The 22,791-nt window shown below is 64.2% G+C and carries 21 protein-coding genes; 15 read left to right on the top strand and 6 right to left on the bottom strand.

What is annotated here, in order from left to right; genetic code table 11:
- Positions 1-9: 9 nt before the first annotated feature.
- The gene (locus tag LDZ26_RS01985) at positions 10-303 is read right to left on the bottom strand and encodes a hypothetical protein (protein ID WP_244847941.1); all 294 of its coding nucleotides are present in this window, start codon (positions 301-303) and stop codon (positions 10-12) included.
- Between the two features lie 10 nt (positions 304-313).
- Between LDZ26_RS01985 and LDZ26_RS01980 the strand changes: the two genes are divergently transcribed.
- Complete coding sequence (locus LDZ26_RS01980; protein WP_175940590.1) at positions 314-511, top strand: hypothetical protein; 198 nt, start codon at positions 314-316, stop codon at positions 509-511.
- A gap of 47 nt (positions 512-558) precedes the next feature.
- Here LDZ26_RS01980 and LDZ26_RS01975 read toward each other — a convergent pair whose 3' ends face one another.
- Entirely contained in the window at positions 559-939 is a 381-nt protein-coding gene (locus tag LDZ26_RS01975; RefSeq protein ID WP_244848842.1) for a hypothetical protein, read from the bottom strand.
- Positions 940-1,148: 209 nt separating this feature from the next.
- Here LDZ26_RS01975 and glpK point away from each other — a divergent pair, with 209 nt between their 5' ends.
- From glpK to gloA, 13 genes are all read left to right on the top strand, one after another.
- Entirely contained in the window at positions 1,149-2,645 is a 1,497-nt protein-coding gene (gene glpK, locus LDZ26_RS01970; protein WP_244847940.1) for a glycerol kinase GlpK, read from the top strand.
- A 181-nt stretch (positions 2,646-2,826) separates the two neighbouring features.
- A complete protein-coding gene (gene miaB, locus LDZ26_RS01965) occupies positions 2,827-4,203 on the top strand; it encodes a tRNA (N6-isopentenyl adenosine(37)-C2)-methylthiotransferase MiaB (protein WP_244847939.1) in 1,377 nt (458 codons plus the stop codon).
- Positions 4,204-4,236: 33 nt separating this feature from the next.
- Complete coding sequence (locus LDZ26_RS01960; protein ID WP_244847938.1) at positions 4,237-5,352, top strand: PhoH family protein; 1,116 nt, start codon at positions 4,237-4,239, stop codon at positions 5,350-5,352.
- The gene (gene ybeY / locus LDZ26_RS01955; protein ID WP_244847937.1) at positions 5,349-5,813 is read left to right on the top strand and encodes an rRNA maturation RNase YbeY; all 465 of its coding nucleotides are present in this window, start codon (positions 5,349-5,351) and stop codon (positions 5,811-5,813) included. Before LDZ26_RS01960 ends, ybeY begins: the two co-directional genes overlap by 4 nt.
- A gap of 30 nt (positions 5,814-5,843) precedes the next feature.
- Positions 5,844-6,530, top strand: a complete 687-nt coding sequence (locus tag LDZ26_RS01950) for a gamma-glutamylcyclotransferase (protein WP_370650626.1) — start codon at positions 5,844-5,846, stop codon at positions 6,528-6,530.
- Positions 6,531-6,720: 190 nt separating this feature from the next.
- On the top strand, positions 6,721-7,626 hold the full coding sequence (locus LDZ26_RS01945; protein ID WP_244847936.1) for an HlyC/CorC family transporter: 906 nt from the start codon (positions 6,721-6,723) through the stop codon (positions 7,624-7,626).
- Positions 7,627-7,689: 63 nt separating this feature from the next.
- Positions 7,690-9,348 carry an apolipoprotein N-acyltransferase gene (gene lnt / locus LDZ26_RS01940; RefSeq protein ID WP_244847935.1) on the top strand — a complete coding sequence of 553 codons (1,659 nt, stop codon included), beginning with the start codon at positions 7,690-7,692 and terminating at the stop codon, positions 9,346-9,348.
- Positions 9,349-9,546: 198 nt separating this feature from the next.
- Positions 9,547-10,575 (top strand): glycine--tRNA ligase subunit alpha, encoded by a 1,029-nt coding sequence (gene glyQ / locus LDZ26_RS01935; protein ID WP_175939512.1) that lies wholly within the window; start codon positions 9,547-9,549, stop codon positions 10,573-10,575.
- A 17-nt stretch (positions 10,576-10,592) separates the two neighbouring features.
- Positions 10,593-12,692: a glycine--tRNA ligase subunit beta gene (gene glyS / locus LDZ26_RS01930; RefSeq protein WP_244847934.1), complete on the top strand. Its 2,100-nt coding sequence runs from the start codon at positions 10,593-10,595 to the stop codon at positions 12,690-12,692.
- Between the two features lie 3 nt (positions 12,693-12,695).
- A complete protein-coding gene (gene gmhB / locus LDZ26_RS01925) occupies positions 12,696-13,247 on the top strand; it encodes a D-glycero-beta-D-manno-heptose 1,7-bisphosphate 7-phosphatase (protein WP_244847933.1) in 552 nt (183 codons plus the stop codon).
- A 36-nt stretch (positions 13,248-13,283) separates the two neighbouring features.
- Positions 13,284-14,057, top strand: a complete 774-nt coding sequence (locus LDZ26_RS01920; RefSeq protein ID WP_244847932.1) for a 1-acyl-sn-glycerol-3-phosphate acyltransferase — start codon at positions 13,284-13,286, stop codon at positions 14,055-14,057.
- 87 nt (positions 14,058-14,144) lie between these two features.
- Complete coding sequence (locus LDZ26_RS01915; protein ID WP_244847931.1) at positions 14,145-15,026, top strand: M48 family metallopeptidase; 882 nt, start codon at positions 14,145-14,147, stop codon at positions 15,024-15,026.
- An 84-nt stretch (positions 15,027-15,110) separates the two neighbouring features.
- A complete protein-coding gene (gene gloA, locus LDZ26_RS01910; protein WP_244847930.1) occupies positions 15,111-15,497 on the top strand; it encodes a lactoylglutathione lyase in 387 nt (128 codons plus the stop codon).
- 67 nt (positions 15,498-15,564) lie between these two features.
- On the opposite strand, the gene LDZ26_RS01905 is transcribed toward gloA, so the two are convergent.
- A complete protein-coding gene (locus tag LDZ26_RS01905) occupies positions 15,565-16,245 on the bottom strand; it encodes a FadR/GntR family transcriptional regulator (protein WP_244848823.1) in 681 nt (226 codons plus the stop codon).
- Between the two features lie 145 nt (positions 16,246-16,390).
- On the opposite strand from LDZ26_RS01905, the gene dgoD reads away from it, so the two are divergent.
- Positions 16,391-17,539: a galactonate dehydratase gene (gene dgoD / locus LDZ26_RS01900; RefSeq protein WP_175939507.1), complete on the top strand. Its 1,149-nt coding sequence runs from the start codon at positions 16,391-16,393 to the stop codon at positions 17,537-17,539.
- A 6-nt stretch (positions 17,540-17,545) separates the two neighbouring features.
- Here the strand turns inward: dgoD and pabB are convergent, their stop codons facing one another.
- The 3 genes from pabB to dnaK form a co-directional block, all read right to left on the bottom strand.
- Positions 17,546-19,345, bottom strand: a complete 1,800-nt coding sequence (pabB, locus tag LDZ26_RS01895; protein WP_244847929.1) for an aminodeoxychorismate synthase component I — start codon at positions 19,343-19,345, stop codon at positions 17,546-17,548.
- Positions 19,346-19,367: 22 nt separating this feature from the next.
- Positions 19,368-20,504 carry a molecular chaperone DnaJ gene (gene dnaJ, locus LDZ26_RS01890; protein ID WP_244847928.1) on the bottom strand — a complete coding sequence of 379 codons (1,137 nt, stop codon included), beginning with the start codon at positions 20,502-20,504 and terminating at the stop codon, positions 19,368-19,370.
- A 269-nt stretch (positions 20,505-20,773) separates the two neighbouring features.
- Positions 20,774-22,726 carry a molecular chaperone DnaK gene (gene dnaK, locus LDZ26_RS01885; RefSeq protein WP_244847927.1) on the bottom strand — a complete coding sequence of 651 codons (1,953 nt, stop codon included), beginning with the start codon at positions 22,724-22,726 and terminating at the stop codon, positions 20,774-20,776.
- Positions 22,727-22,791 lie beyond the last annotated feature (65 nt).

Raw genomic sequence — 22,791 nt, 5'->3', positions numbered from 1 at the left:
TCGTATAGATTAATGAAACAATGGCATGAGTCGGTGCCGCGCTCTTTCAGTGTGCAGTGCAGCGCACTCCTCACCTAGATTCTGTAAGTCGGCGTCTCTGACCAACCGCTTGCGCAGCTGCCAAAAGTCAAAGCCGAAATTTTCACCGGTATGATTGGCACTCCTCAGACGCTTGCCTACAATCCGAATTCCCGGCAGCGCATTGAAGAAATACACGGGCTGCCCGGCAGTTGCAGTTTTCCCGCGCAACGTTTCGAAGGCAGGAGCCGGTCGCCGTTGGCCGTCTTGCGTTTCGGTCGTCATGGAGAACACGATGCTGAGTCCGCACGAATTTGCCACGCTGCTTTTGGTTCAGGAAGCGCCCAATCAGGTCGACATGGAACGCGAGGAACTCGACGCCCTGCTCGAACGCCAGCTCGTCCAGCTCGAACAACTCGCCTCCGGCAGACAGCAATGGCGGCTGACCGCAACCGGCGATTCCACCATCAAGGCCTTCAAGCGGTTCTCGTAGCAGCAAACGGGACGCGTGCCGCCGACCGCGTCCCACCCGCAGGTTTTTTATCCTCCTCGCAACGTCGGATCGACGGCCGCTCGCCAACTCAGCGCCTGCGCGCGCTGATCCAGCAGAAAATTGGCCCATGCGCTCTGCGCCGCCGGACCCGGGTTCGCGACATACACGCGATGCCGTTCCGCGATCCCCGCCTGAAACGAACAGAAGCGATCTTTCGACAGCGCGCCGCGCCGCTCGGCGACGTACGCGTCGAAGAAAGCCGAGTACACGGACTGCGCGTCGGCGCCCCAATCCGTGGACGCCATCCCGCACATGTCCTGAAGCGCGCCGAAAGACGGCGCGCCGAACGAACCCTCCAGACTGGGCGTCGTTACGCAGCCGGCCAATACGGCTGCCGCAACCGTGCCCGTCGCGATCCACTTTCGCATTGCAGTCACCCATCGCTCGATTGAGCCGCCAGTATCGGACGATCGCCGCGTCCTTGCCACTCGTCCAAATGGCATAGGCCGAATCACGGTGAGCACGAACCGTCCAATTCGCCTATGCCGTTCGGCCAGGTTGTCCACGTGCCGCGCCTCCTATAGATTGCGCATGCGGACTTCGCATGGCCGATGCCCGCTCAACCTCGGAGATGACCATGCAGGATCAAATCGTCCTTGCGCTCGACCAGGGCACGACGAGCTCGCGCGCCATGCTGTTCGACAGGAGCGGGAATATCGTGTCCGTCGCTCAGAAAGAGTTTCAGCAGATCTATCCTCGTGCCGGCTGGGTCGAGCACGATCCGCAGGAAATCTGGTCGACCCAGGCAGGCGTCGCGGCCGAAGCCGTGACGCGCGCGGGACTGAGTGCATCGTCGATCGCGGCGCTGGGTATCACCAACCAGCGCGAGACCACCATCGTGTGGGATCGCGAGACCGGCAAGCCGGTCTACAACGCGATCGTCTGGCAGGACCGCCGCACCGCCGCGCTATGCGATGAACTCAAGGCGCGCGGCCTCGAGCCAATGGTTCGCGCGAAGACCGGCCTGCCTATCGACGCCTATTTCTCCGCGACGAAAATCCGCTGGATTCTGGATAACGTCGAAGGCGCGCGGGACAAAGCCCGGCAGGGACGGCTCGCGTTCGGAACCGTGGACAGCTGGCTCGTCTGGAACTTCACGCGCCGGGGCATGCACATCACCGATATCACGAACGCGTCGCGCACCATGCTCTTCGACATACACGCGCGCCGCTGGGACGAGGAACTGCTCGACGCGTTCGACATTCCACGCAGCATGCTTCCCGAAGTGCGCGCCTCGTCGGAGGTGTACGGAACGACGCACGGCAGCTTTCTCGCCGCCGAAATCCCGATTGCGTCAATCGCGGGCGACCAGCACGCCGCGCTCTTCGGCCAGATGTGTACCGAAAGCGGCATGGTGAAGAACACGTACGGCACGGGCTGCTTCCTCGTCATGAACACGGGCGACAAACCGATCGAGTCGCGCAACAACCTCGTGACGACGATTGCGTGGCAGATCGGGGATCGCGTCGACTACGCGCTCGAAGGCAGCATCTTTATCGCCGGCGCAGTCGTGCAATGGCTGCGCGACGGACTCGGGCTCATCCGACACGCGAGCGAGGTCGAAGCGCTGGCGCGCGCCGTGCCCGACAGCGACGGCGTGTATCTCGTCCCGGCCTTCGCCGGGCTCGGTGCGCCGCACTGGAACGCGCGTGCGCGCGGAACGTTGTTCGGCGTCACGCGCGGGACCACGTCGAGCCACATCGCGCGGGCGGCGCTCGAATCCATCGCGTATCAGTCGCTCGACGTGTTGCGAGCCATGGAAGCGGACTCGGGCATGCCCATCGCGCAGTTACGTGTGGACGGGGGCGCGTGCGCCAACGACTTGCTGATGCAGTTCCAGGCCGACATGCTGGGTGTCGATACGGTGCGCCCGCGCGTCGCGGAAACCACCGCGCTCGGCGCAGCCTATCTCGCCGGGCTCGCGGTGGGCTACTGGAAGGATGTCGATGAACTGAAAGCGCAATGGCAGTTGGACCGGCGGTTCACGCGGTCCATGCCGGCGTCCGACGTCGAGCCGCGTCTTGCCGGATGGCGGCGCGCGGTAGCCGCGGCCAAGGCCTGGGCGGATGCCTGATGGGAGCCGACCGCCCAACCGCAGTGCGGCATCGCTCTACCGGCCGGCGAGCGTCCGAAGGCGCTGCGGGCTATAATATGCGGCTAACGTCAAGCGAAAGTAGCGCAGTTTCGCGCAAAACCGTTCAATTCCACTGTTCTCACTACGCCCCCAGGTTAACCACTGCGACCGGCGACCATTCATGACCAAGAAAGTTTACGTAAAGACCTTCGGCTGCCAGATGAACGAGTACGACTCCGACAAAATGGTCGACGTGCTCGGTGCCGCAGAAGGACTTGTCAAGACGGACACGCCCGAAGACGCGGACGTCATTCTCTTCAATACGTGCTCCGTGCGCGAGAAGGCGCAGGAAAAAGTGTTCTCTGACCTCGGCCGCGTGCGCGAGCTGAAGGAAGCGAATCCGAACCTACTGATCGGCGTCGGCGGTTGTGTCGCGAGCCAGGAAGGCGCGTCGATCGTGGCGCGTGCGCCTTACGTCGATATCGTCTTCGGACCGCAGACGCTGCATCGCTTGCCGGCCATGATCGACAAGCGGCGCGCCACGGGCCGCGCGCAAGTCGACATCAGCTTTCCGGAAATCGAAAAGTTCGATCATCTGCCGCCGGCGCGCGTCGAGGGCCCGAGCGCGTTCGTCTCGATCATGGAAGGGTGCAGCAAATACTGCAGCTATTGCGTCGTGCCTTACACGCGCGGCGAGGAAGTGTCGCGCCCGCTCGACGACGTGCTGACCGAAATCGCCGGCCTCGCCGATCAGGGCGTGCGCGAAGTGACGCTCCTCGGCCAGAACGTGAACGCCTACCGGGGCGCGTTGACGGCCGGCGCGCACGAGATCGCGGACTTCGCGACGCTCATCGAGTACGTCGCGGAAGTGCCGGGCATCGAACGCATTCGGTACACGACTTCGCACCCGAAGGAATTCACGCAGCGCCTCATCGACACCTACGCGAAGGTGCCGAAGCTCGTCTCGCATCTGCATTTGCCGGTGCAGCACGGCTCCGACCGCATTCTGATGGCGATGAAACGCGGCTACACCGTGCTCGAATACAAGTCGGTCATCCGCCGGCTGCGGGCAATTCGCCCGGATTTGTCGCTGTCGACGGACTTTATTGTCGGATTCCCCGGGGAAACCGAGGACGATTTTGCGAAGATGATGGCGCTCGTCGACGAAATGAGCTACGACACAAGCTTCTCGTTCATCTACAGCCCGCGACCAGGCACGCCGGCTGCAAACCTGCATGACGACACGCCCCGCGAAGTCAAGCTCAGGCGCTTGCAGCACTTGCAGGCGACGATCGAGGAAAACGTCGTGAGAATCAGCAATTCGATGGTCGGCACGGTGCAGCGCATTCTGGTGGAAGGCCCGTCGCGCAAGGATCCGAGCGAACTCGCCGGACGCACGGCGAACAATCGCGTCGTGAATTTCCCGGCGCCGCTCGCTTCGCATGCGCGACTCATCGGCCAGATGATCGATGTCGAGATCAATCACGCGTATCCGCATTCGCTGCGCGGCGCGCTCGTGCTCGCACCCGCGACGGCCGCCCCCGAGCTTGCCAATTAATCCTACGAGACCGGACAGGACACCCACCCCGCCTTGAAGAACGCTCCCCAGCAGCATCTCGAATTCACCGCTCCGCGCGAAGACAACGCGCGGCTCGCGAACCTCTGCGGCCCGCTCGACGAAAATCTGAGACAAATCGAACAGGCGCTCGACGTGACGCTGTCGCGACGCGGGCACAAGATTTCAATTCGTGGCCGGGGCGCCAAAGTCGCGCTTGCGGCGCTCGAAAACTTCTACAACCGCGCGCGCGATCCGATTTCCGTCGACGATATTCAACTCGCGCTCGTCGAGGCGAGCCATGCGGCGCGGCTAGCGAAAGACGCCGGCCAGAACGGCGAAGACGACGGTCAGAACGACCCGCGCTTCCGCGGCGACCCCGATCACCCGTTCGACGAGCCGAGCGCCACGATGGATCTCGGCGAGGACGAAGACCATGGCCCGACGCTGTACACGCGCCGCGCCGACCTGCGTGGCCGAACGCCCATGCAGCGCCAGTATCTGAAGCAGATCGTCGCGCACGACGTGACGTTCGGCATCGGGCCGGCGGGTACGGGCAAGACGTATCTCGCCGTCGCCTGCGCCGTGGATGCGCTGGAGCGCGATCAGGTCAAGCGCATCGTGCTGACGCGCCCGGCCGTCGAGGCAGGCGAGCGGCTCGGCTTTCTGCCCGGCGATCTCGCGCAGAAGGTCGATCCGTACTTGCGCCCGCTCTACGACGCGCTCTACGATCTGCTCGGCTTCGACAAGACCGCGAAGATGTTCGAGCGCCAGATGATCGAAATCGCGCCGCTCGCCTACATGCGCGGCCGCACGCTGAACCACGCGTTCATCATCCTCGACGAGGCGCAGAACACCACGCCCGAGCAGATGAAGATGTTCCTCACGCGTATCGGCTTCGGCTCGAAGGCGGTCGTGACCGGCGACACGACGCAGGTCGACCTGCCGCGCGGCCACAAGAGCGGGCTGATCGAAGCGCAGCATGTGCTGTCGGAAGTGCGCGGCATCGCTATCACGCATTTCACGTCGGCGGACGTGGTGCGGCATCCGCTCGTCGCGCGCATCGTCGAGGCTTACGACGCGCAGTCGCAGAAAGACGCCGCCCTCGCGGAGGCAGCGCGCGCGGCGCAGCAGTCGCAAAAACCTGCATGAAGCCGAGCCTCACGCTGAACCTGCAGTTCCCGGCTGCAAAGGCGTTTCCGTCGCACAAGGCGCTGTTGCCGCGCGCGACGGTCGCCCGCTGGATCAAGGCGTCGCTCTTTGCGGACGCCGAATTGACTGTCCGCTTCGTCGACGAAGAAGAAGGCCGCATGCTGAATCGCACGTATCGGCAGAAGGATTACGCGACCAACGTGCTGACCTTCGCGTATGCCGAATCCGAAGACGATCCCGTTTCCGGCGATCTGATTCTGTGCTGTCCGGTGGTCGAACGCGAGGCGAGCGAGCAAGGCAAGCCGCTCGCCGCGCACTACGCGCATCTGATCGTGCACGGCACGCTGCATGCGCAGGGCTACGACCACGAGGTCGAAAGCGAAGCGCAAGAGATGGAATCCATCGAGACGGATATCATGCAGTCTCTCGGCTTCCCCGATCCTTACGTGCCATTGGTCTGACTTTCGCCGATCCGCTGCCCCGTCCGCACCGTGAACGACAAGACACCCGAGTCCACGCCCGCTATCGAGAGCCCGCCGCTCGATCCGCCGCAGCCTCGCCCGGACTATCCGCCCGCGCTACTTGAGACGCCGCTTCTCACCGATGAGGAACTCGCCGCATCGCGCGAAGCGGCGCTTTTGCATTGGGACCGCACGTCGGACCTGTGGCTCTTCGGCTATGGCTCGCTCATCTGGAATCCCGGTCTGCCGACGCTCGAGGCGGTGCGCGGCAAAGTGCATGGCTATCATCGCGGGCTGTATCTGTGGTCGCGCGTCAATCGCGGCACGCCGGAGCAGCCGGGCCTGGTGCTCGCGCTCGATCGCGGCGGCTCCTGCACCGGCATGGCGTTCCGGCTCGGCGGGCCGGACACGGAGGAGCATCTGGACGTCCTGTGGCGACGCGAAATGGCCATGGCCTCTTACCGCCCGGCGTGGCTGCCGTGCACGCTGATCGACGGACGGCGCGTGCAGGCGCTCGCGTTCGTCATGCGCCGCGATGCCACGTCGTACACGGGCAAGCTGGCCGATCCGGTCATCCGCACAGTGTTCGGCTGCGCGAGCGGTCGATACGGCACCACGCTCGATTACGTGAGCCGCACGGTAGAAGCCTTGCGGGAAAGCGGCATGCCGGACCGCGCGCTCGAGGCGCTGCTGCGACGTTGCCAGGGCAGCGAGTGAGCTTCTCGCGGAATAAAAAAGGGGTCGGCCGATCGGCTAACGATGCCCGCCTGACACCTATTTTGCATATCGATCGGCTAGCATCGTGGAGCGTTTCGCTAAGCGCGCCGCACCACGCAGGCCGCGTTTTACCTTGGTGTATGCTTAAGTTTCTGTTAATTCGCGCCCGGGTCTTCCCGGGCGCTCCGCTATGAACGAACCCTATCCCAGTCGACGCCACGCCGACAAACCGCAGGAAAAACGCTCGCTGCTGGAGCGTCTGACCGATTTCATCTCGCACGAACCCGAGTCGCGCGACGAGCTTCTCGAAGTGCTGCAGGACGCCCACGAGCGAAACCTGCTCGACGCCGATTCGCTTTCGATGATCGAAGGCGTCTTTCAGGTGTCCGATCTCTGCGCGCGCGACATCATGATTCCGCGCGCCCAGATGGACGCCATCAACATCGCGGAAACACCCGCCGAATTCATTCCCTTCGTGCTGGAAAAAGCGCACTCGCGCTATCCGGTGTACGAGGGCAACCGCGACAACGTCATCGGCGTGCTGCTCGCGAAAGACCTGCTGCGCTATTACGCCGAGGAAGAGTTCGACGTGCGCGGCATGCTGCGCCCCGCCGTGTTCATCCCCGAGTCGAAGCGTCTCAACGTGCTGCTGCACGACTTTCGCGTGAACCGCAATCACATCGCGATCGTCGTCGATGAATACGGCGGCGTCGCGGGCCTCATCACCATCGAGGACGTGCTGGAGCAGATCGTCGGCGACATCGAGGACGAATACGACTTCGACGAGGAAACCGGCAATATCATCGCGTCGCCGGACGGCAAGTTCCGCGTGCGCGCGCTGACGGGCATTCAACAGTTCAACGAAGAATTCGGCACCGACTTCTCCGACGAGGAAGTCGACACCATCGGCGGGCTCGTCACGCACCGCTTCGGGCGCGTGCCACATCGTGGCGAGAAGGTGCGCATCGACGACTTCGCGTTCGAGATTCTTCGCGGCGACGCCCGCCAGGTTCACGTGCTGCTCGTGCGGCGCGTGCCCAATCTCACGCAGCAACCGCGTCAGCCCGGCGACGACGAGAGCGAGCTGCGCGACTGACCTGCGGCCCGCGCGCCGCCCACCGCTTCACGAATACTTTCGCCTCCGCCGACCTAGCAATCCATGGCCGATTCACCGTTTCGCTCCCTTTCGCGTCACCGCGACGCGTCAGCTTCGGCTGCGCCGCGTGCCCTCCCGTTCTGGCATTACCTCGTCGCGGCCGTGCTCGGCGCGGCGAACACGCTGTCTTTCGCGCCGACGCCGCACGGCGGCTGGATCGAACTCGTCATCTTCGCGTGCTTCTTTGCGTGGCTGTCGCGCACGAACGGCTGGAAAAGCGCGGCGGCAACCGGCTGGGCCTTCGGCTTCGGGAACTTCGTTACGGGCGTCTGGTGGCTGTATGTGAGCATGCACGACTACGGCGGCATGGCCGCGCCGCTCGCCGCCGCCGCGGTCGCGCTGTTTTCGCTTTATCTCGCGGTGTATCCGGCGTTGTCGAGCCTCGTCTGGTCGCTCGTCGCGGGACGCGCCCGCTTCGGCGACGAAGACGCCGCCATCGCCCGCGAGATCGACGCATCGCCTCGCTTTGCGCCCACCTGGCACGGCGCGTTCGCGTTCGCAAGCGCCTGGGCGCTGGGCGAATGGCTGCGCGGACTCGTATTCACCGGCTTTCCGTGGCTCGCGAGCGGCTATGCGCAAGTGGACGGCCCGCTCGCCGGCTTCGGCGCGGTTGCCGGCGTGTATGGCGTCGCATGGGTGCTCGCGCTCGTGGCTGCATGCATCGTGCAGGCGGTGGTCGCGTTTCGCGGAATGCGGCGGCGCGCGCTCGCGCCCGCATTGACGGCGCTTGCGCTGATCGTCGCCGGCATGCTGCTGTCGCTCGTGCAATGGACCACGCCTGCCAACGCGCCGCTCGACGTGCGTCTGCTTCAAGGCAATGTAAAGCAGGAGATGAAGTTCGAGCAGGCGGGCGTCGACGAATCGCTTGCGCTGTACAAGCGGCTCATCACCGAGAAGCCGGCCGATCTGATCGTCACGCCGGAGACGGCGCTGCCTGTGCTGGCCGTTCAGGTGCCGCCGGCATTCGCGAGCGCGATCCGCAGTTTCGCGGACAGCACGCATTCGTCGATTCTCTTCGGCGCGATCGGCGTCACGATTCAGCCGGACGGGCGCCCGACCGATTTCACGAACAGCCTCTTCGGCATCACGCCGGGCGTGAACGATGTGTATCGCTACGACAAGCATCATCTCGTGCCGTTCGGCGAATTCGTGCCGCTCGGCTTCCACTGGTTCGTGAACCTGATGGGCATTCCGCTCGGCGATCTCGCGCGCGGCCCAGTCACGCAGAAGCCGTTCTTCGTGCATAACCAGCCGGTCGCCGTCGATGTTTGCTACGAGGACATCTTCGGCGAAGAGATTGCGCGCACGCTGCGCGAACAGGAAACGCCCGCCGGCATTCTCGTCAACTCGACGAATCTCGCGTGGTTCGGCAACACCATCGCGCTCGATCAGCATTTGCAGATCGCGCGCATGCGTTCGATCGAAACCGGCCGCCCGACGCTCCGGGCGACGAACACGGGCATGACGGCCGTGATCGCGGCGAACGGCGATGTCGTGTCGCGTCTGCCGACATTTACGACCGGCGTGCTCGAAGCGCGCGTGCAGGGCACCTCGGGACGCACGCCGTATGTGACGAGCGGGAATGCGACGGTGATCGTCGTGTCGCTGCTGTTGCTGGCGGTCGGGTTTGCGTTTGCGCCGGGGAAGAAGCGCCGCGTCTGACGCGTGTATCGCAACGCGACTCTGGCGCGCAACACGGGCTGCAATGACGCACAGGCGCGCAGCCCGGTCAAGCGCCCTCACTCCCAAAAAGTCCCGCCGGTCCCGCGTTCCAGCTAAAATTCAAGGTTTTAGCACTTCGGCCGAGCCTCGGAGCCGCGCGTTTTATCGGCGCGCGCCCGGTCCGTATCAAAGGCAACCATGCTCACCTTTCAGCAAATCATCCTGACGCTGCAGTCCTATTGGAACGACAAGGGCTGCGCGCTTCTCCAGCCCATCGACATGGAAGTCGGCGCGGGCACCTCGCACGTGCACACCTTCCTGCGCGCGATCGGTCCCGAGCCGTGGCGCGCGGCCTACGTGCAGCCGTCGCGCCGCCCGAAGGACGGCCGCTATGGCGAGAACCCCAACCGCCTGCAGCACTACTATCAGTATCAGGTCGTGCTCAAGCCCGCGCCCGAAAACATCCTCGATCTGTATCTCGGCTCGCTCGAAGCACTCGGCTTCGATCTGAAGCAGAACGACGTGCGCTTCGTCGAAGACGACTGGGAGAACCCGACGCTCGGCGCATGGGGACTCGGCTGGGAAGTGTGGCTCAACGGCATGGAAGTGACGCAGTTCACGTACTTCCAGCAGGTAGGCGGCCTCGACTGCAAGCCGGTGCTCGGCGAGATCACGTACGGTCTCGAACGCCTCGCCATGTATTTGCAGAAAGTGGAGAACGTGTACGACCTCGTCTGGACCGAATGGGAAGAAGACGGCCCGAACGGCAAGGTGCTGCGCCGCCTGACTTACGGCGACGTCTATCACCAGAACGAAGTCGAGCAGTCCACCTACAACTTCGAGCACGCGAACGTCGATCTGCTCTTCAACTTCTTCAACAGCTACGAAGCCGAAGCCAAGAAGATGATCGAGGCGAAGCTCGCGCTGCCCGCGTATGAACTCGTGCTGAAGGCCGGCCATACGTTCAATCTGCTCGATGCGCGCGGCGCGATTTCCGTGACCGAGCGCGCGGCGTATATCGGCCGCATTCGGGCGTTGTCGCGTCTCGTCGCGCAGGCTTATTACGATTCCCGCGAAAGTCTCGGCTTCCCGATGCTAGGCAATCCGGTGCACGCCGCCGCGGAGCTCGTCACCGATCAGCAGGAAGCCGCGCGTCCGGCCTGGGCGCCGCCGCTGAAGGTGGAAAGCGCGCCGCCGGGCGAAACGCGCAACAACGATCAGGTTTGACGAGGCAAGACAGAACAATGACGCAATCCAATCACGCTTCCCTGCTCGTCGAGCTGCTCACCGAAGAACTTCCGCCGAAAGCCCTCGCGCGTCTCGGCACCGCGTTCGCCGAAGGCATCGTCGAGCGGCTCGCCGCCCGCGATCTGATCGAAGGCGCCGTATCGTTCGAACAGTACGCGACGCCGCGCCGCCTCGCCGTGTTGATCCGCAACGTGCGCGATGTCGCGCCCGAGAAGCAGGTCCGCGAAAAAGTGCTGCCGGTCTCGGTCGCGCTCGACAAGGAAGGCAATCCCACGCCGCCGCTCGCGAAGAAACTCGCCGCGCTCGGCTTCCCCGACTTCCCGCTCGCGGAGCTCGAACGCGCGCAGGACGGCAAGGCCGAGGCGTTCTTCCTGCGCTATGCGGCGCCCGGCGCGACGCTCGCCGACGGCCTGCAAGCCGCGCTCGACGAAACGCTGACCAAGCTGCCGATCCCGAAGGTCATGACGTATCAGCGTCCGGACGGCACCAACGTGCAGTTCGTGCGTCCGGTGCAGCGCCTTGTCGCCATGCACGGCCGCAATGTCGTGCCGGTGAGCGCGCTCGGCGTCGATGCGGGCGATACGACCATCGGCCATCGCTTTCTGTCGCACGGCTTTATCGCGATTCCGAGCGCCGACGACTACTCGGAAACGCTGCGCACGAAGGCGCATGTCGTCGCAAATTTCGATGACCGCCGCGAATCCATCCGCACGCAATTGCAGGCGTTCGCAGGCGAAGACCGCGTCGTGATGCCGGAGTCGCTGCTCGACGAAGTGAACGCGCTCGTCGAATGGCCGGTCGTGTATCAGTGCCGCTTCGACGAGGAGTTCCTGCAAGTGCCGCAGGAGTGTCTCATCCTCACGATGCAGACGAACCAGAAGTATTTCGCGCTCACGGACCAGAACGGCAAGCTGCGCTCGCGTTTCCTGATCGTGTCGAACATCGATACGCAAACGCCTGCCGAGATCATCGAGGGCAACGAGCGCGTGGTGCGTCCGCGTCTCGCGGATGCGAAGTTCTTCTTCACGCAGGACAAGAAGAAGCGCCTCGAAGAGCGCGTGCCGCTGCTTGCCAACGTGGTCTATCACAACAAGCTCGGCTCGACGCTCGAACGCGTACAGCGTCTCGAAGCGCTCGCGGGCGAAATTGCGCCGATGGTCGGCGTCGATGCCGCGCTCACGCGCCGCGCGGCGCGTCTTGCGAAGGCCGACTTGCTGACCGACATGGTCGGCGAATTCCCCGAGCTGCAAGGCACGATGGGCACCTACTACGCGCGCCACGACGGCGAGCCCGAAGAAGTCGCGCTCGCGTGCTCGGAGCATTACCAGCCGCGCTTCTCCGGCGACGACACGCCGTCCACGGGCGTCGGCTCGGCGGTCGCGCTCGCGGACAAGCTCGAAACGATCGTCGGCATCTGGGGCATCGGTCTCGCGCCGACGGGCGAGAAGGACCCGTTCGCGCTGCGCCGTCATGCGCTCGGCGTGCTGCGCATCCTGCTCGAAAAGAAGCTGCCGGTCGACCTGCGCGATCTCGTCGCCGCCGCGCAGCGCCAGTTCGCCGGCATGCCGCAAGTCGCGGATTCGACCGAAGCCGTCTATGCATTCTTCCTCGACCGTCTGCGTGGCCTCTTGCGCGAACGCGGCTTCGAAGCCAACGACATCGAGGCCGTTCTCAGCCTGAATCCGACGCGTCTCGACGATATCGTCGCGCGGCTGGACGCCGTGCGCGAATTCGCGGCGCTGCCGGAAGCGGCATCGCTCGCAGCGGCCAACAAGCGCATCACGAACATCCTCAAGAAGTCCGAGCAAGGCGCGCCTTCGTCGGTGAATCCGGAACTGCTCGTGGAACCGGCCGAGAAGAATCTGTACGCGCAGATTCAAAGCGTGACGCCGCGCGTGCAAAGCCAGCTCGCCGCGCGCAATTACACGGAAGCGTTGAGCGCGCTTGCCGCGCTGCGCGAGAGCGTCGATACGTTCTTCAACGACGTGATGGTGAACGCGGAAGACGCGGCGCTCAGAAACAACCGCCTCGCCCTGCTCGGCGCGCTGCATCAGCAGATGAACTGCGTGGCCGACATCTCCAAGCTCGCGGCGTAAGTCATGAACAGACGACTCGTGATTCTGGACCGCGACGGCGTCATCAACGTCGATTCGGACGCGTTCATCAAGTCGCCGGACGAATGGGTCGCCATTCCCGGCAGCCTCGAAGCCATCGCGCGGCTGAATCAGGCGGGCTACCGCGTGGCGATCGCGTCGAACCAGTCGGGCATCGGGCGCGGTCTGTTCGACATGGCCGCGCTCAACGCCATGCATCAGAAGATGAACCGCGCGGCGGCGGCGGTCGGCGGACGCATCGACGCAATCTTCTTCTGTCCGCATACGGCCGAAGACGAGTGCGATTGCAGAAAGCCGAAGCCCGGCATGCTGCAGCAGATCATCGACCGTTTCGAGATCGATCCGGAAGACACGCCCGTCGTCGGCGATGCCCTGCGCGATCTTCAGGCGGGCGCGGCGCTCGGCTTTCCGGTGCATCTCGTGCTGACCGGCAAGGGCGAAAAAACGCTCGCGCAAGGCAACTTGCCCGAAGGCACGGAGGTTCACAAGGACCTGCGCGCGTTCGCGCTCGACTTTCTCGCGCGGCACCACGACTGACCGCTCTTTCGCTCTGCCACGTACCGCCAGGACTTCATGCGCTTCATCCGTTCTCTGCTGTTGATGCTGTACTTCGTCGTGTACACGGTGCCGTACGCGACCGCCTGCTTCATCGCGTTTCCGTTCATGCGCGCGCACAACCGCTACTGGATGGCGGCGGGCTGGTGCAAATCGACGATCGTCGTGCTGCGGTATCTCGTCGGCATTCGCTACACGATAGAAGGCATGGAGAACCTGCCGAATGGCCCCGCCGTGCTTCTGTCGAAACATCAATCCGCATGGGAAACGCTCGCGTTTCCGGCGCTGATGCCGCGCCCGCTCTGCTATGTGTTCAAGCGCGAGTTGCTGTACGTGCCGTTTTTCGGCTGGGCGCTCGGTCTCCTGAAGATGGTGCACATCGACCGCTCCCAGGGCCGCGACGCATTCGCCTCGGTCACGCGCCAAGGCCGCGCGCGCATGGACGAAGGCGCGTGGGTCATCATGTTTCCGGAAGGCACGCGCACACGCGTCGGCGCGCAAGGCAAGTACAAGACGGGCGGCGCGCGCTTCGCGGTGGCCACGGGCGCGCCTGTCGTGCCGATCGCGCATAACGCCGGGCACGTCTGGCCGCGCAATTCGTTCATGAAATATCCGGGTATAGTCACGGTGTCGATCGGCAAGCCCATCGATACCGCCGGACTCTCGCCCGAAGAAGTGAATGCGCGCGTCGAGAGCTGGATCGAAACGGAGATGCGCCGTATCGATCCGCTCGCGTATGCCGCGCCGGGCAGTGAGCCGCATCGGGCCGGCGCTGCGGGCGCGGGCCGCTGACGCGGCCTCGCACTCGAAAGTCAGAGCCGCGGCGTGCCTTATTCGTTCCTGTCGTCATTCCTGCGCCGCGAGCGCAAAGCCGAGCCGATGCAGAAGACTCCCTCGCGACAGCGCCCCGCCGTCGCGCTCGATACACTGCAACTCGATCTTCCGTTCGAGCATGCGCCCGCCGCCGCGCCCGCGCCGCTGCGCGGCGAGCTTCCCTCTTCCGAGCCGACCGCCAAGCCTGCGCCGCTGCCCGAAGGCGTGCGGCTGCGGCGCATCGTGCTCGGCGCGCGCGCGCTGGATTACCGCTTCAAGCGGTCGGCGCGCCGGACCATCGGCTTTTGCATCGACGCGACCGGACTCACGATCACCGCGCCGCGCTGGGTGACGATCGCGGATATCGAAAGCGCCATCGTCGACAAGCAAAGCTGGATTCTGCGCAAGCTGGCCGAATGGCAAACGCGCGTCGAGGAACGCGCGCTGCCGCGCATCGAATGGAAGGACGGCGCGGAGTTTCCGTTTCTCGGCAAGACGATTCGCGTGTCGCTGAACGCGGCCGCGAGCGCGCTTTCCTTCGATGCCGAGACCAACGTGCTGGCGCTCGCCCTGCCCGCGCTCGCCGACGCGCAGCAGATCAAGGACCGCGTGCAGAACTGGCTGCAAAGCGAAGCCAAGCGCATCTTCGGCGAGCGGCTCGCGGTGTATGCGCAGAAGCTGGGCGTCGAATTTCGCGCGTACGCGTTGTCGTCGGCGGCGACCCGCTGGGGCAGTTGTTCGAGCGACGGCAAGATTCGCCTGAACTGGCGGCTCATTCACTTTCCGGTGTGGATCATCGATTACGTGGTCGCGCACGAGCTTGCGCACTTGCGCGAGATGAACCACAGCCCGCGTTTCTGGCGCACCGTCGAATCCATCTTTCCGGAGTTCCGCGAGGCGCGGCATACGTTGAAGCACCATCCGCCGGACCTGCTGCCGACGCTGTAAGCACGCGTTCTGGGCGAACGGTACAATTTCGCATACCCCGCAATCGCGGCTTTGCGCCGCCGTTCATACAACAGGACCCCCACCATGCGACTCCTCCACACGATGCTGCGCGTCGGCGACCTGCAGCGTTCCATCGATTTCTATACGCGTATTCTCGGCATGAAAGTGCTGCGCCAGAGCGAGAACCCGGAATACAAGTACACGCTCGCGTTCGTCGGCTACGGCGACGAGAGCGAGAACAGCGTGCTCGAACTGACGTACAACTGGGGCGTCGAAAAGTACGAGATGGGCACGGCTTACGGCCATATCGCGCTCGAAGTGAATAACGCGGCCGAGGCGTGCGACCGCATCCGCGAAGCGGGCGGCAAGGTCACGCGCGAAGCCGGTCCCGTGAAGGGCGGCAAGACGGTGATCGCGTTCGTGGAAGATCCGGACGGCTACAAGGTCGAGCTGATCGAAAAGCATTCCTGATCGCTGATTCAGCGACAAAGCAAGCGCGCTGCGATTCTCGTCGCCGCGCGTTTTTTTTCGCCTGCCGTCAGCCTTCGATACGGTCGCGTGTCACGCCGAGCAGATCGGCCATCGCGCGCCGAGCGGCGGCGGCGTCGCGAGCGGCGATGGCATCGAACACCGCCGTATGTTCGGCCAGCGACGCGTTGAAGACGTCGGCGCGCTTCGCATTCAGGCGCAACTGGCCTTCGAGCGTGCGGGCGATCAACGCGCCAAGCGGCACCAGCAACTCGTTGCTGCAAGCGGCCAGCACGCATAAGTGAAAGTCGAGGTCGGCGCGCACCCATTCGTCGACGTTGCGCGCTTCCGTCATCGCGCGATGCGCGCGTTCCAGCCGTTCCAGCGTGCTCGGCTCGTGATTGCCGGCGGCGAGCGCGGCCGCATACGGCTCGATCATCTCGCGCATTTCCTGGAGCTTCAGCGCAAAGAGCATGGGCGGCGCGACCCGCGAGTACCAGTCGAGCATGTCGGCGTCGAGCAGATTCCACGCGTCCTTCGGGCGCACCCGCGTGCCCACCTTCGGCCGCGATTCGACGAGCCCTTTCGATGTGAGCGTGCGCAGCGCCTCGCGCAGCACGGTGCGGCTCACGCCGAAGCGTTCAATCAGATCCGCCTCGCGAGGCAACGGCGAGCCGGGCGGGAAGTCGCCCCGCAGAATAGCCATGCCCAGTTCGTGCGCCACGCGGCCATGCAAATCGCGGTGAATGATTCGCTCCTAGTCGGTCTCGTTGATTCGGGCGTGATTATGCTCGAACACCTGCGACGCCCAAAGCGCTCTGCCGCCAATAGTACTATTAATACGACCAGACGCGCCGCTTTTTGCTACTATGGAGACCCTTGCAGGAGACGCTCACATGAAAATCACGAAACTCGAAACCTTCATCGTTCCGCCGCGCTGGTGCTTCCTCAAGATCGAAACCGACGAAGGCATCACCGGCTGGGGCGAGCCCGTCGTCGAAGGCCGCGCGCACACGGTGGCCGCCGCCGTCGACGAACTCGCGGACTATCTGATCGGCAAGGACCCGCGCCATATCGAAGACTTGTGGCAAGTGATGTATCGCGCGGGCTTCTATCGCGGCGGCCCGATCGGCATGAGCGCGATCGCGGGCGTCGATCAGGCGCTGTGGGACATTCTCGGCAAGCATCACGGCGTGCCGATTCACGCGCTGCTCGGCGGCCAGGTCCGCGACAAGATCAAGGTGTATTCGTGGATCGGCGGCGATCGTCCGAGCGATGTCGCGAACAACGCGCGCGCGGTCGTCGAACGCGGCTTCAAGGCCGTGAAGATGAACGGCTCCGAAGAATTGCAGATGATCGACACGTTCGACAAGGTGCAAGGCGTGATCGACAACGTTCGGGCCGTGCGCGAGGCGGTCGGCCCGAACGTCGGCATCGGCGTGGACTTCCATGGCCGCGTGCACAAGCCGATGGCGAAGGTGCTGGCGAGAGAACTCGATCCGTTCAAGCTGATGTTCATCGAGGAGCCGGTGCTCTCTGAGAACGTCGAGGCACTGCGCGATATCGTCAATCAGACGAGCACGCCGATTGCGCTCGGTGAGCGGCTGTATTCGCGCTGGGACTTCAAGCACATTCTCGCGGGCGGCTATGTCGATATCATTCAGCCGGACGCGTCGCACGCGGGCGGGCTGACGGAGTGCCGCAAGATCGCGTCGATGGCGGAAGCGTACGATGTCGCGCTCGCGCTGCATTGCCCGCTCGGCCCGATTGCGCTCGCCACGTGTCTGCAAATCGATGCCGTCAGCTACAACGCGTTCATTCAGGAACAGAGTCTCGGCATTCACTACAACACGGGCAACGATCTGCTCGACTACATCAAGAATCCCGAAGTCTTCAAGTACGACGACGGGATGGTGTCGATCCCGCAAGGGCCGGGACTCGGCATCGAAGTCAACGAGGAGAAGGTGCGCGAGATGGCGAAGGTCGGGCACCGCTGGCGCAATCCGGTGTGGCGTCACGCGGATGGCAGCGTCGCGGAGTGGTGATCGGCTTTAGCGTTTGAGCCTTGCCTCGACCGCGCCGCGCAGCGCATTGCTGAGAAGCAAACCTTCGGCGCGGTCGATGTCTCGCACGGTCAGCGTGCGTTCCGACGCGCCGAGTTCGTCCATCAGCACCGCCCGCATGACGCCCGGCAACACGCCTGCGCTTAAGGGCGGCGTCCACCACTTTCCGTCCAGCTTCACGAACACGCTCGAACGGCCGCCTTCGGTCAGTTCGCCGCGCTCGTTCGTGAACAGCACGTCGAACGCGCCTTCGACTTCGGCGGCTTTCCACGCGCGGTCGTAGTCGGCGCGGCGCGTCGTTTTGTGGCGAAGCAATACATCGGCGGATGATTGCGGCGCGAAGCCTCGGTCCGCGGCGAGCAGCACATCCACCGTATCCGACGACAATGGCGCAAGCGGCGCACTCGTCAGCGCGAGGCGTCCGCTCTTGTCGAGCACGATGCGCAAGCGATACGGCTTGCCCGCTTCGAAGCTCGCGCATTGCTGCGCGACTTGGGCATTCAGAGCGCGCTTGTCGAAGGGGAAGCCCAAATACGCTGCGCTCGCTTCGAGTCGCGCAACGTGACGCGAGTAGTGGCGCACGCCTTCGTCCCGCGTGGCGTACGTCGTCTCGAAGAGTTCGAAGCCAGGGTCCGCGCCGGTCAGGAAGCGCGCCTTCAGAAGACACTCCTCGTACTCGCTCTCGGCGATGCTATCCAGCACGATGCCCGCGCCGATGCCAAGCAAGCCGCGCTGCTGGTCCGCGTCGATCACCAGCGTACGGATGGCGACGGAGAGGCAGAAATCGCCGCTCCTATCGAGCCAGCCGATTGCGCCGGTATAAAGCCCGCGCGGCGTGCTTTCGATCTGATCGATGAGTTGCATCGTGCGGTACTTCGGCGCGCCGGTAATCGATCCGCACGGAAACAGCGCCCGCACGATCGCGGCGAACGACGTGTCGGGCGCCACGCGCGCCTCGACGGTCGAAGTCATCTGCCAGACCGACGCGTACGGCTCCACGGAAAAAAGCGCCGGCACATGCACGGAGCCCGTCGTCGCGACACGCGAGAGGTCGTTGCGCAGCAAGTCGACGATCATCACGTTCTCCGCGCGATTCTTCGGATCGCAGCGCAGCACGGCGGGGTCCGAGTCGCGCGGCGCGGTGCCTTTCATCGGCTTTGCGCGCAGCACGTCGCCATGCTTCTCGACGAAAAGCTCCGGCGAGCACGACACGACCGCGCGCCCATCCGGCAACGCGATGAAAGCGCCGTACCTGACGGGCTGCCGCTCCCGCAGCCGTCGATACAGCGCGAGCGGCGAACCGAAAACATCGAAATTCAGCCGGAACGTGTAGTTGACCTGATACGACTCGCCTTCTTCCAGCGCCTGCTTGATGGCAGCAATCGCGCGGTCGAATTCGTCGCGCGTGATGCTCGGCTGGATGCCGCCCACGCCCGCGACCGAAGGCTCGGCGCTTTCCGCATCCTGCGACGCCAGCCATTCGCTCGCCTCATCGCGTGACAGCAGCGCGCACGAGCGGAACATGAGCACGCGCAGCGCGTGATCGCCGCCGCGCCCGATGCTGCCGAACTGAAGGTTGCGCCCGAACTCGTAATCCGCGACGACGACTGCATGCAGTCCGCTTGTCAGATCGCGTTCGACGGCGGCGCAGACCGCATCGAGTTCGCGCCCGTCCTCGCACACATGCTCGTGCGAAAAGTCCGCGTACAAACGACTCGACCGCCTTTCGGCGGTCGCGTCGCAATCGTCGAGCAGCGCGAACACCGCGCTGCGTGCTTCGATCTTCATGGCAATGCTCGTATCGACTGCATCAGTCGAAGAAGCTCTTCACCCGGTCGAACCAGCTTTTGCTCTGCGGGCTATGCCGCGCGCCGCCTTCCGTCAGCGACTTCTCGAATTGCTTCAGCAGATCGCGCTGCTGATCGGTGAGCTTAACCGGCGTTTCCACCTGCACGTGCACGTAGAGATCGCCCGCGATGCTCGAACGCAAGCCCTTGATGCCCTTGCCGCGCAGGCGGAACGTCTTGCCCGACTGCGTGCCTTCGGGCACGGTGAAGCTCGCGCGTCCCGCGAGCGTCGGCACTTCGATCTCGCCGCCCAGCGCCGCCGTGGTGAACGGAATCGGCATCTGGCAATGCAGGTCGTCGCCGTCGCGCTCGAACACCGGGTGCTGCTTGATGTGGATTTCCACGTACAAGTCGCCGCTCGGTCCGCCGTTGATGCCCGGCTCGCCGTTGCCAGCGGAACGGATGCGCATGCCGTCGTCGATGCCCGCCGGAATCTTCACTTCCAGCGTCTTCGTTTCCTTCACCTTGCCCGCGCCGTGGCAGTTGCCGCACGGGTCGGGAACGTAGGTGCCGCTGCCGTGACACTTCGGGCACGTCTGCTGGATGCTGAAGAAGCCCTGCGACATCCGAACCTGGCCCTGGCCATGACACGTCGGGCAGGTTTCCGGCTTCGTGCCGGGCTTCGCGCCCGAGCCGTGGCAGACGTTGCAGTTGACCCAGCTCGGCACGCGGATCTGCGTGTCGTAACCGTGCGCGGCCTGCTCCAGCGTGATCTCCATGCTGTAGCGCAAGTCCGCGCCGCGATACACCTGCGGACCGCCGCGGCCGCCGCGCGCAGCACCGCCCGCGGCCTGCCCGAAGATGTCGCCGAAGATATCGCCGAACGCATCGGCAAAGCCGCCGAAGCCTTGCGCGCCCGCGCCCGCCATGTTCGGATCGACGCCCGCGTGACCGTACTGATCGTACGCGGCGCGCTTTTGCTGGTCGGAGAGCATCTCGTAGGCTTCCTTCGCCTCCTTGAAGTTCTCTTCCGCCTTCTTGTTGTCCGGGTTGCGGTCAGGGTGATACTTCATCGCGAGCTTGCGATACGCCTTCTTGATCTCGTCGTCGCTCGCGTTCTTCGCAACGCCCAGAACGTCGTAGTAATCCCGTTTCGCCATGTCGGTTCCATGCCGCCGCGGAGTGACCGCGACGGTTCCTCTCGAATGCTTCGGACCAAACGGCCCGCGCGTAACCTCTGACGCCTCGCTGCAAGAACCCGCCTTCAGCAAGACGCCCCAAAAAAACAATGTGCCCGGTCGAGCCGTTCGGCTCGCCAGGCGCGTTTCACGTCAGACGCTCAACGCGTCCTGCCGCCGTCTTCTTCGCGCGAAACTGCCCGCGAAAAGACCGCGAGCGCGTGAACGTTGCCATCCACGCGCTCTGCGGCTTAGTCCTTCTTCACTTCTTTGAAGTCGGCGTCGACGACATCGTCATGCTGCTGGCTCGCGCCAGCCGATGCCGCTTCCGCGCCGGCCGCACCGGCAGCCGCACCCGCCGCGCCTTGCTGCGCCTGCATGTCCGCGTACATCTTTTCGCCGAGCTTCTGCGATGCCGTAGCCAGCGCCTCGATCTTCGCTTCGATCGTCGCCTTGTCGCTCGACGTGTTCTTCAGCGCCTCTTCGAGGTCCTTCAGCGCGGCTTCGATCTTTTCCTTCTCCGAAGCCTCGACCTTGTCGCCGTACTCGGCAACCGCCTTCTTCGTGCTGTGGACCAGCGCGTCGCCCTGGTTGCGGGCATCGGCCAGCTCGCGCAGCTTGTGATCTTCTTCGGCGTTGGCTTCGGCGTCCTTCACCATCTTGTCGATTTCGGCATCCGTCAGACCCGAGTTCGCCTTGATGGTGATCTTGTTTTCCTTGCCGGTCGCCTTGTCCTTCGCGCCGACGTGCAGAATGCCGTTCGCGTCGATATCGAAGGTCACTTCGATCTGCGGCACGCCGCGCGGTGCGGGCGGAATGCCTTCGAGGTTGAACTCGCCGAGCAGCTTGTTGCCTGCGGCCATTTCGCGCTCGCCCTGGAACACCTTGATCGTCACGGCGCTCTGGTTGTCGTCCGCCGTCGAATACACCTGCGAGTGCTTCGTCGGGATCGTGGTGTTCTTGTTGATCATCTTCGTCATCACGCCGCCGAGCGTCTCGATGCCGAGCGAGAGCGGAGTCACGTCGAGCAGCAGCACGTCCTTGCGGTCGCCCGACAGAACCTGACCTTGAATCGCGGCGCCCACGGCCACGGCTTCGTCCGGGTTCACGTCACGGCGCGGTTCCTTGCCGAAGAACTCCTTCACCTTTTCCTGCACCTTCGGCATGCGCGTCATGCCGCCGACGAGAATCACGTCGTCGATTTCACCGACCTTCACGCCAGCATCCTTGATGGCGATGCGGCACGGTTCGATCGTGCGCTCGATCAGGTCTTCCACGAGCGCTTCGAGCTTCGCGCGGGTGATCTTCAGGTTCAAGTGCTTCGGACCGGACGCGTCCGCCGTGATGTACGGCAGGTTGATTTCGGTCTGCGCCGTGGACGACAGTTCGATCTTCGCCTTCTCAGCGGCTTCCTTCAGGCGTTGCAGCGCGAGCACGTCCTTCGACAGATCGACGCCCTGCTCCTTCTTGAACTCGCCGATGATGTAATCGATGATGCGCTGGTCGAAGTCTTCGCCGCCCAGGAACGTGTCGCCGTTCGTGGAGAGCACTTCGAACTGCATTTCGCCGTCCACATCCGCGATTTCGATGATCGAGATGTCGAACGTGCCGCCGCCCAGGTCGAACACGGCGATCTTGCGGTCGCCCTTTTCAGCCTTGTCGAGGCCGAACGCGAGCGCGGCTGCCGTCGGTTCGTTGATGATGCGCTTGACTTCCAGACCGGCGATGCGGCCCGCGTCCTTGGTTGCCTGACGCTGGCTGTCGTTGAAGTACGCCGGAACCGTGATGACGGCTTCCGTCACCGGCTCGCCGAGGTAGTCTTCAGCGGTCTTCTTCATCTTGCGCAGCACTTCCGCCGAGATTTGCGGCGGCGCGAGCTTCTGGCCGTGCGCTTCGACCCATGCGTCGCCGTTGTCGGCCTTGACGATCTTGTAGGGCATCAGGCCGATGTCCTTCTGCACTTCCTTCTCTTCGAAGCGGCGGCCGATCAGGCGCTTGACTGCGTACAGCGTGTTGCGCGGATTCGTGACCGACTGACGCTTGGCAGGCGCGCCGACGAGGATCTCGTTGTCATCCATATACGCGATGATCGACGGCGTGGTGCGCGCGCCTTCCGAGTTCTCGATGACCTTGACCTGATTGCCTTCCATCAGCGCCACGCACGAGTTCGTGGTGCCGAGGTCGATGCCGATGATTTTGCCCATTTTTATACTCTCCTAGCTTTGATCGCTTTGGCGCTGCGGCCGGGGAACGCCGGCTTTTGCGGCCG

It is taken from the genome of Caballeronia sp. SL2Y3, from assembly GCF_022879575.1.
GTDB lineage: Bacteria > Pseudomonadota > Gammaproteobacteria > Burkholderiales > Burkholderiaceae > Caballeronia.
This window is presented reverse-complemented; position numbering and strand designations above follow the sequence as displayed.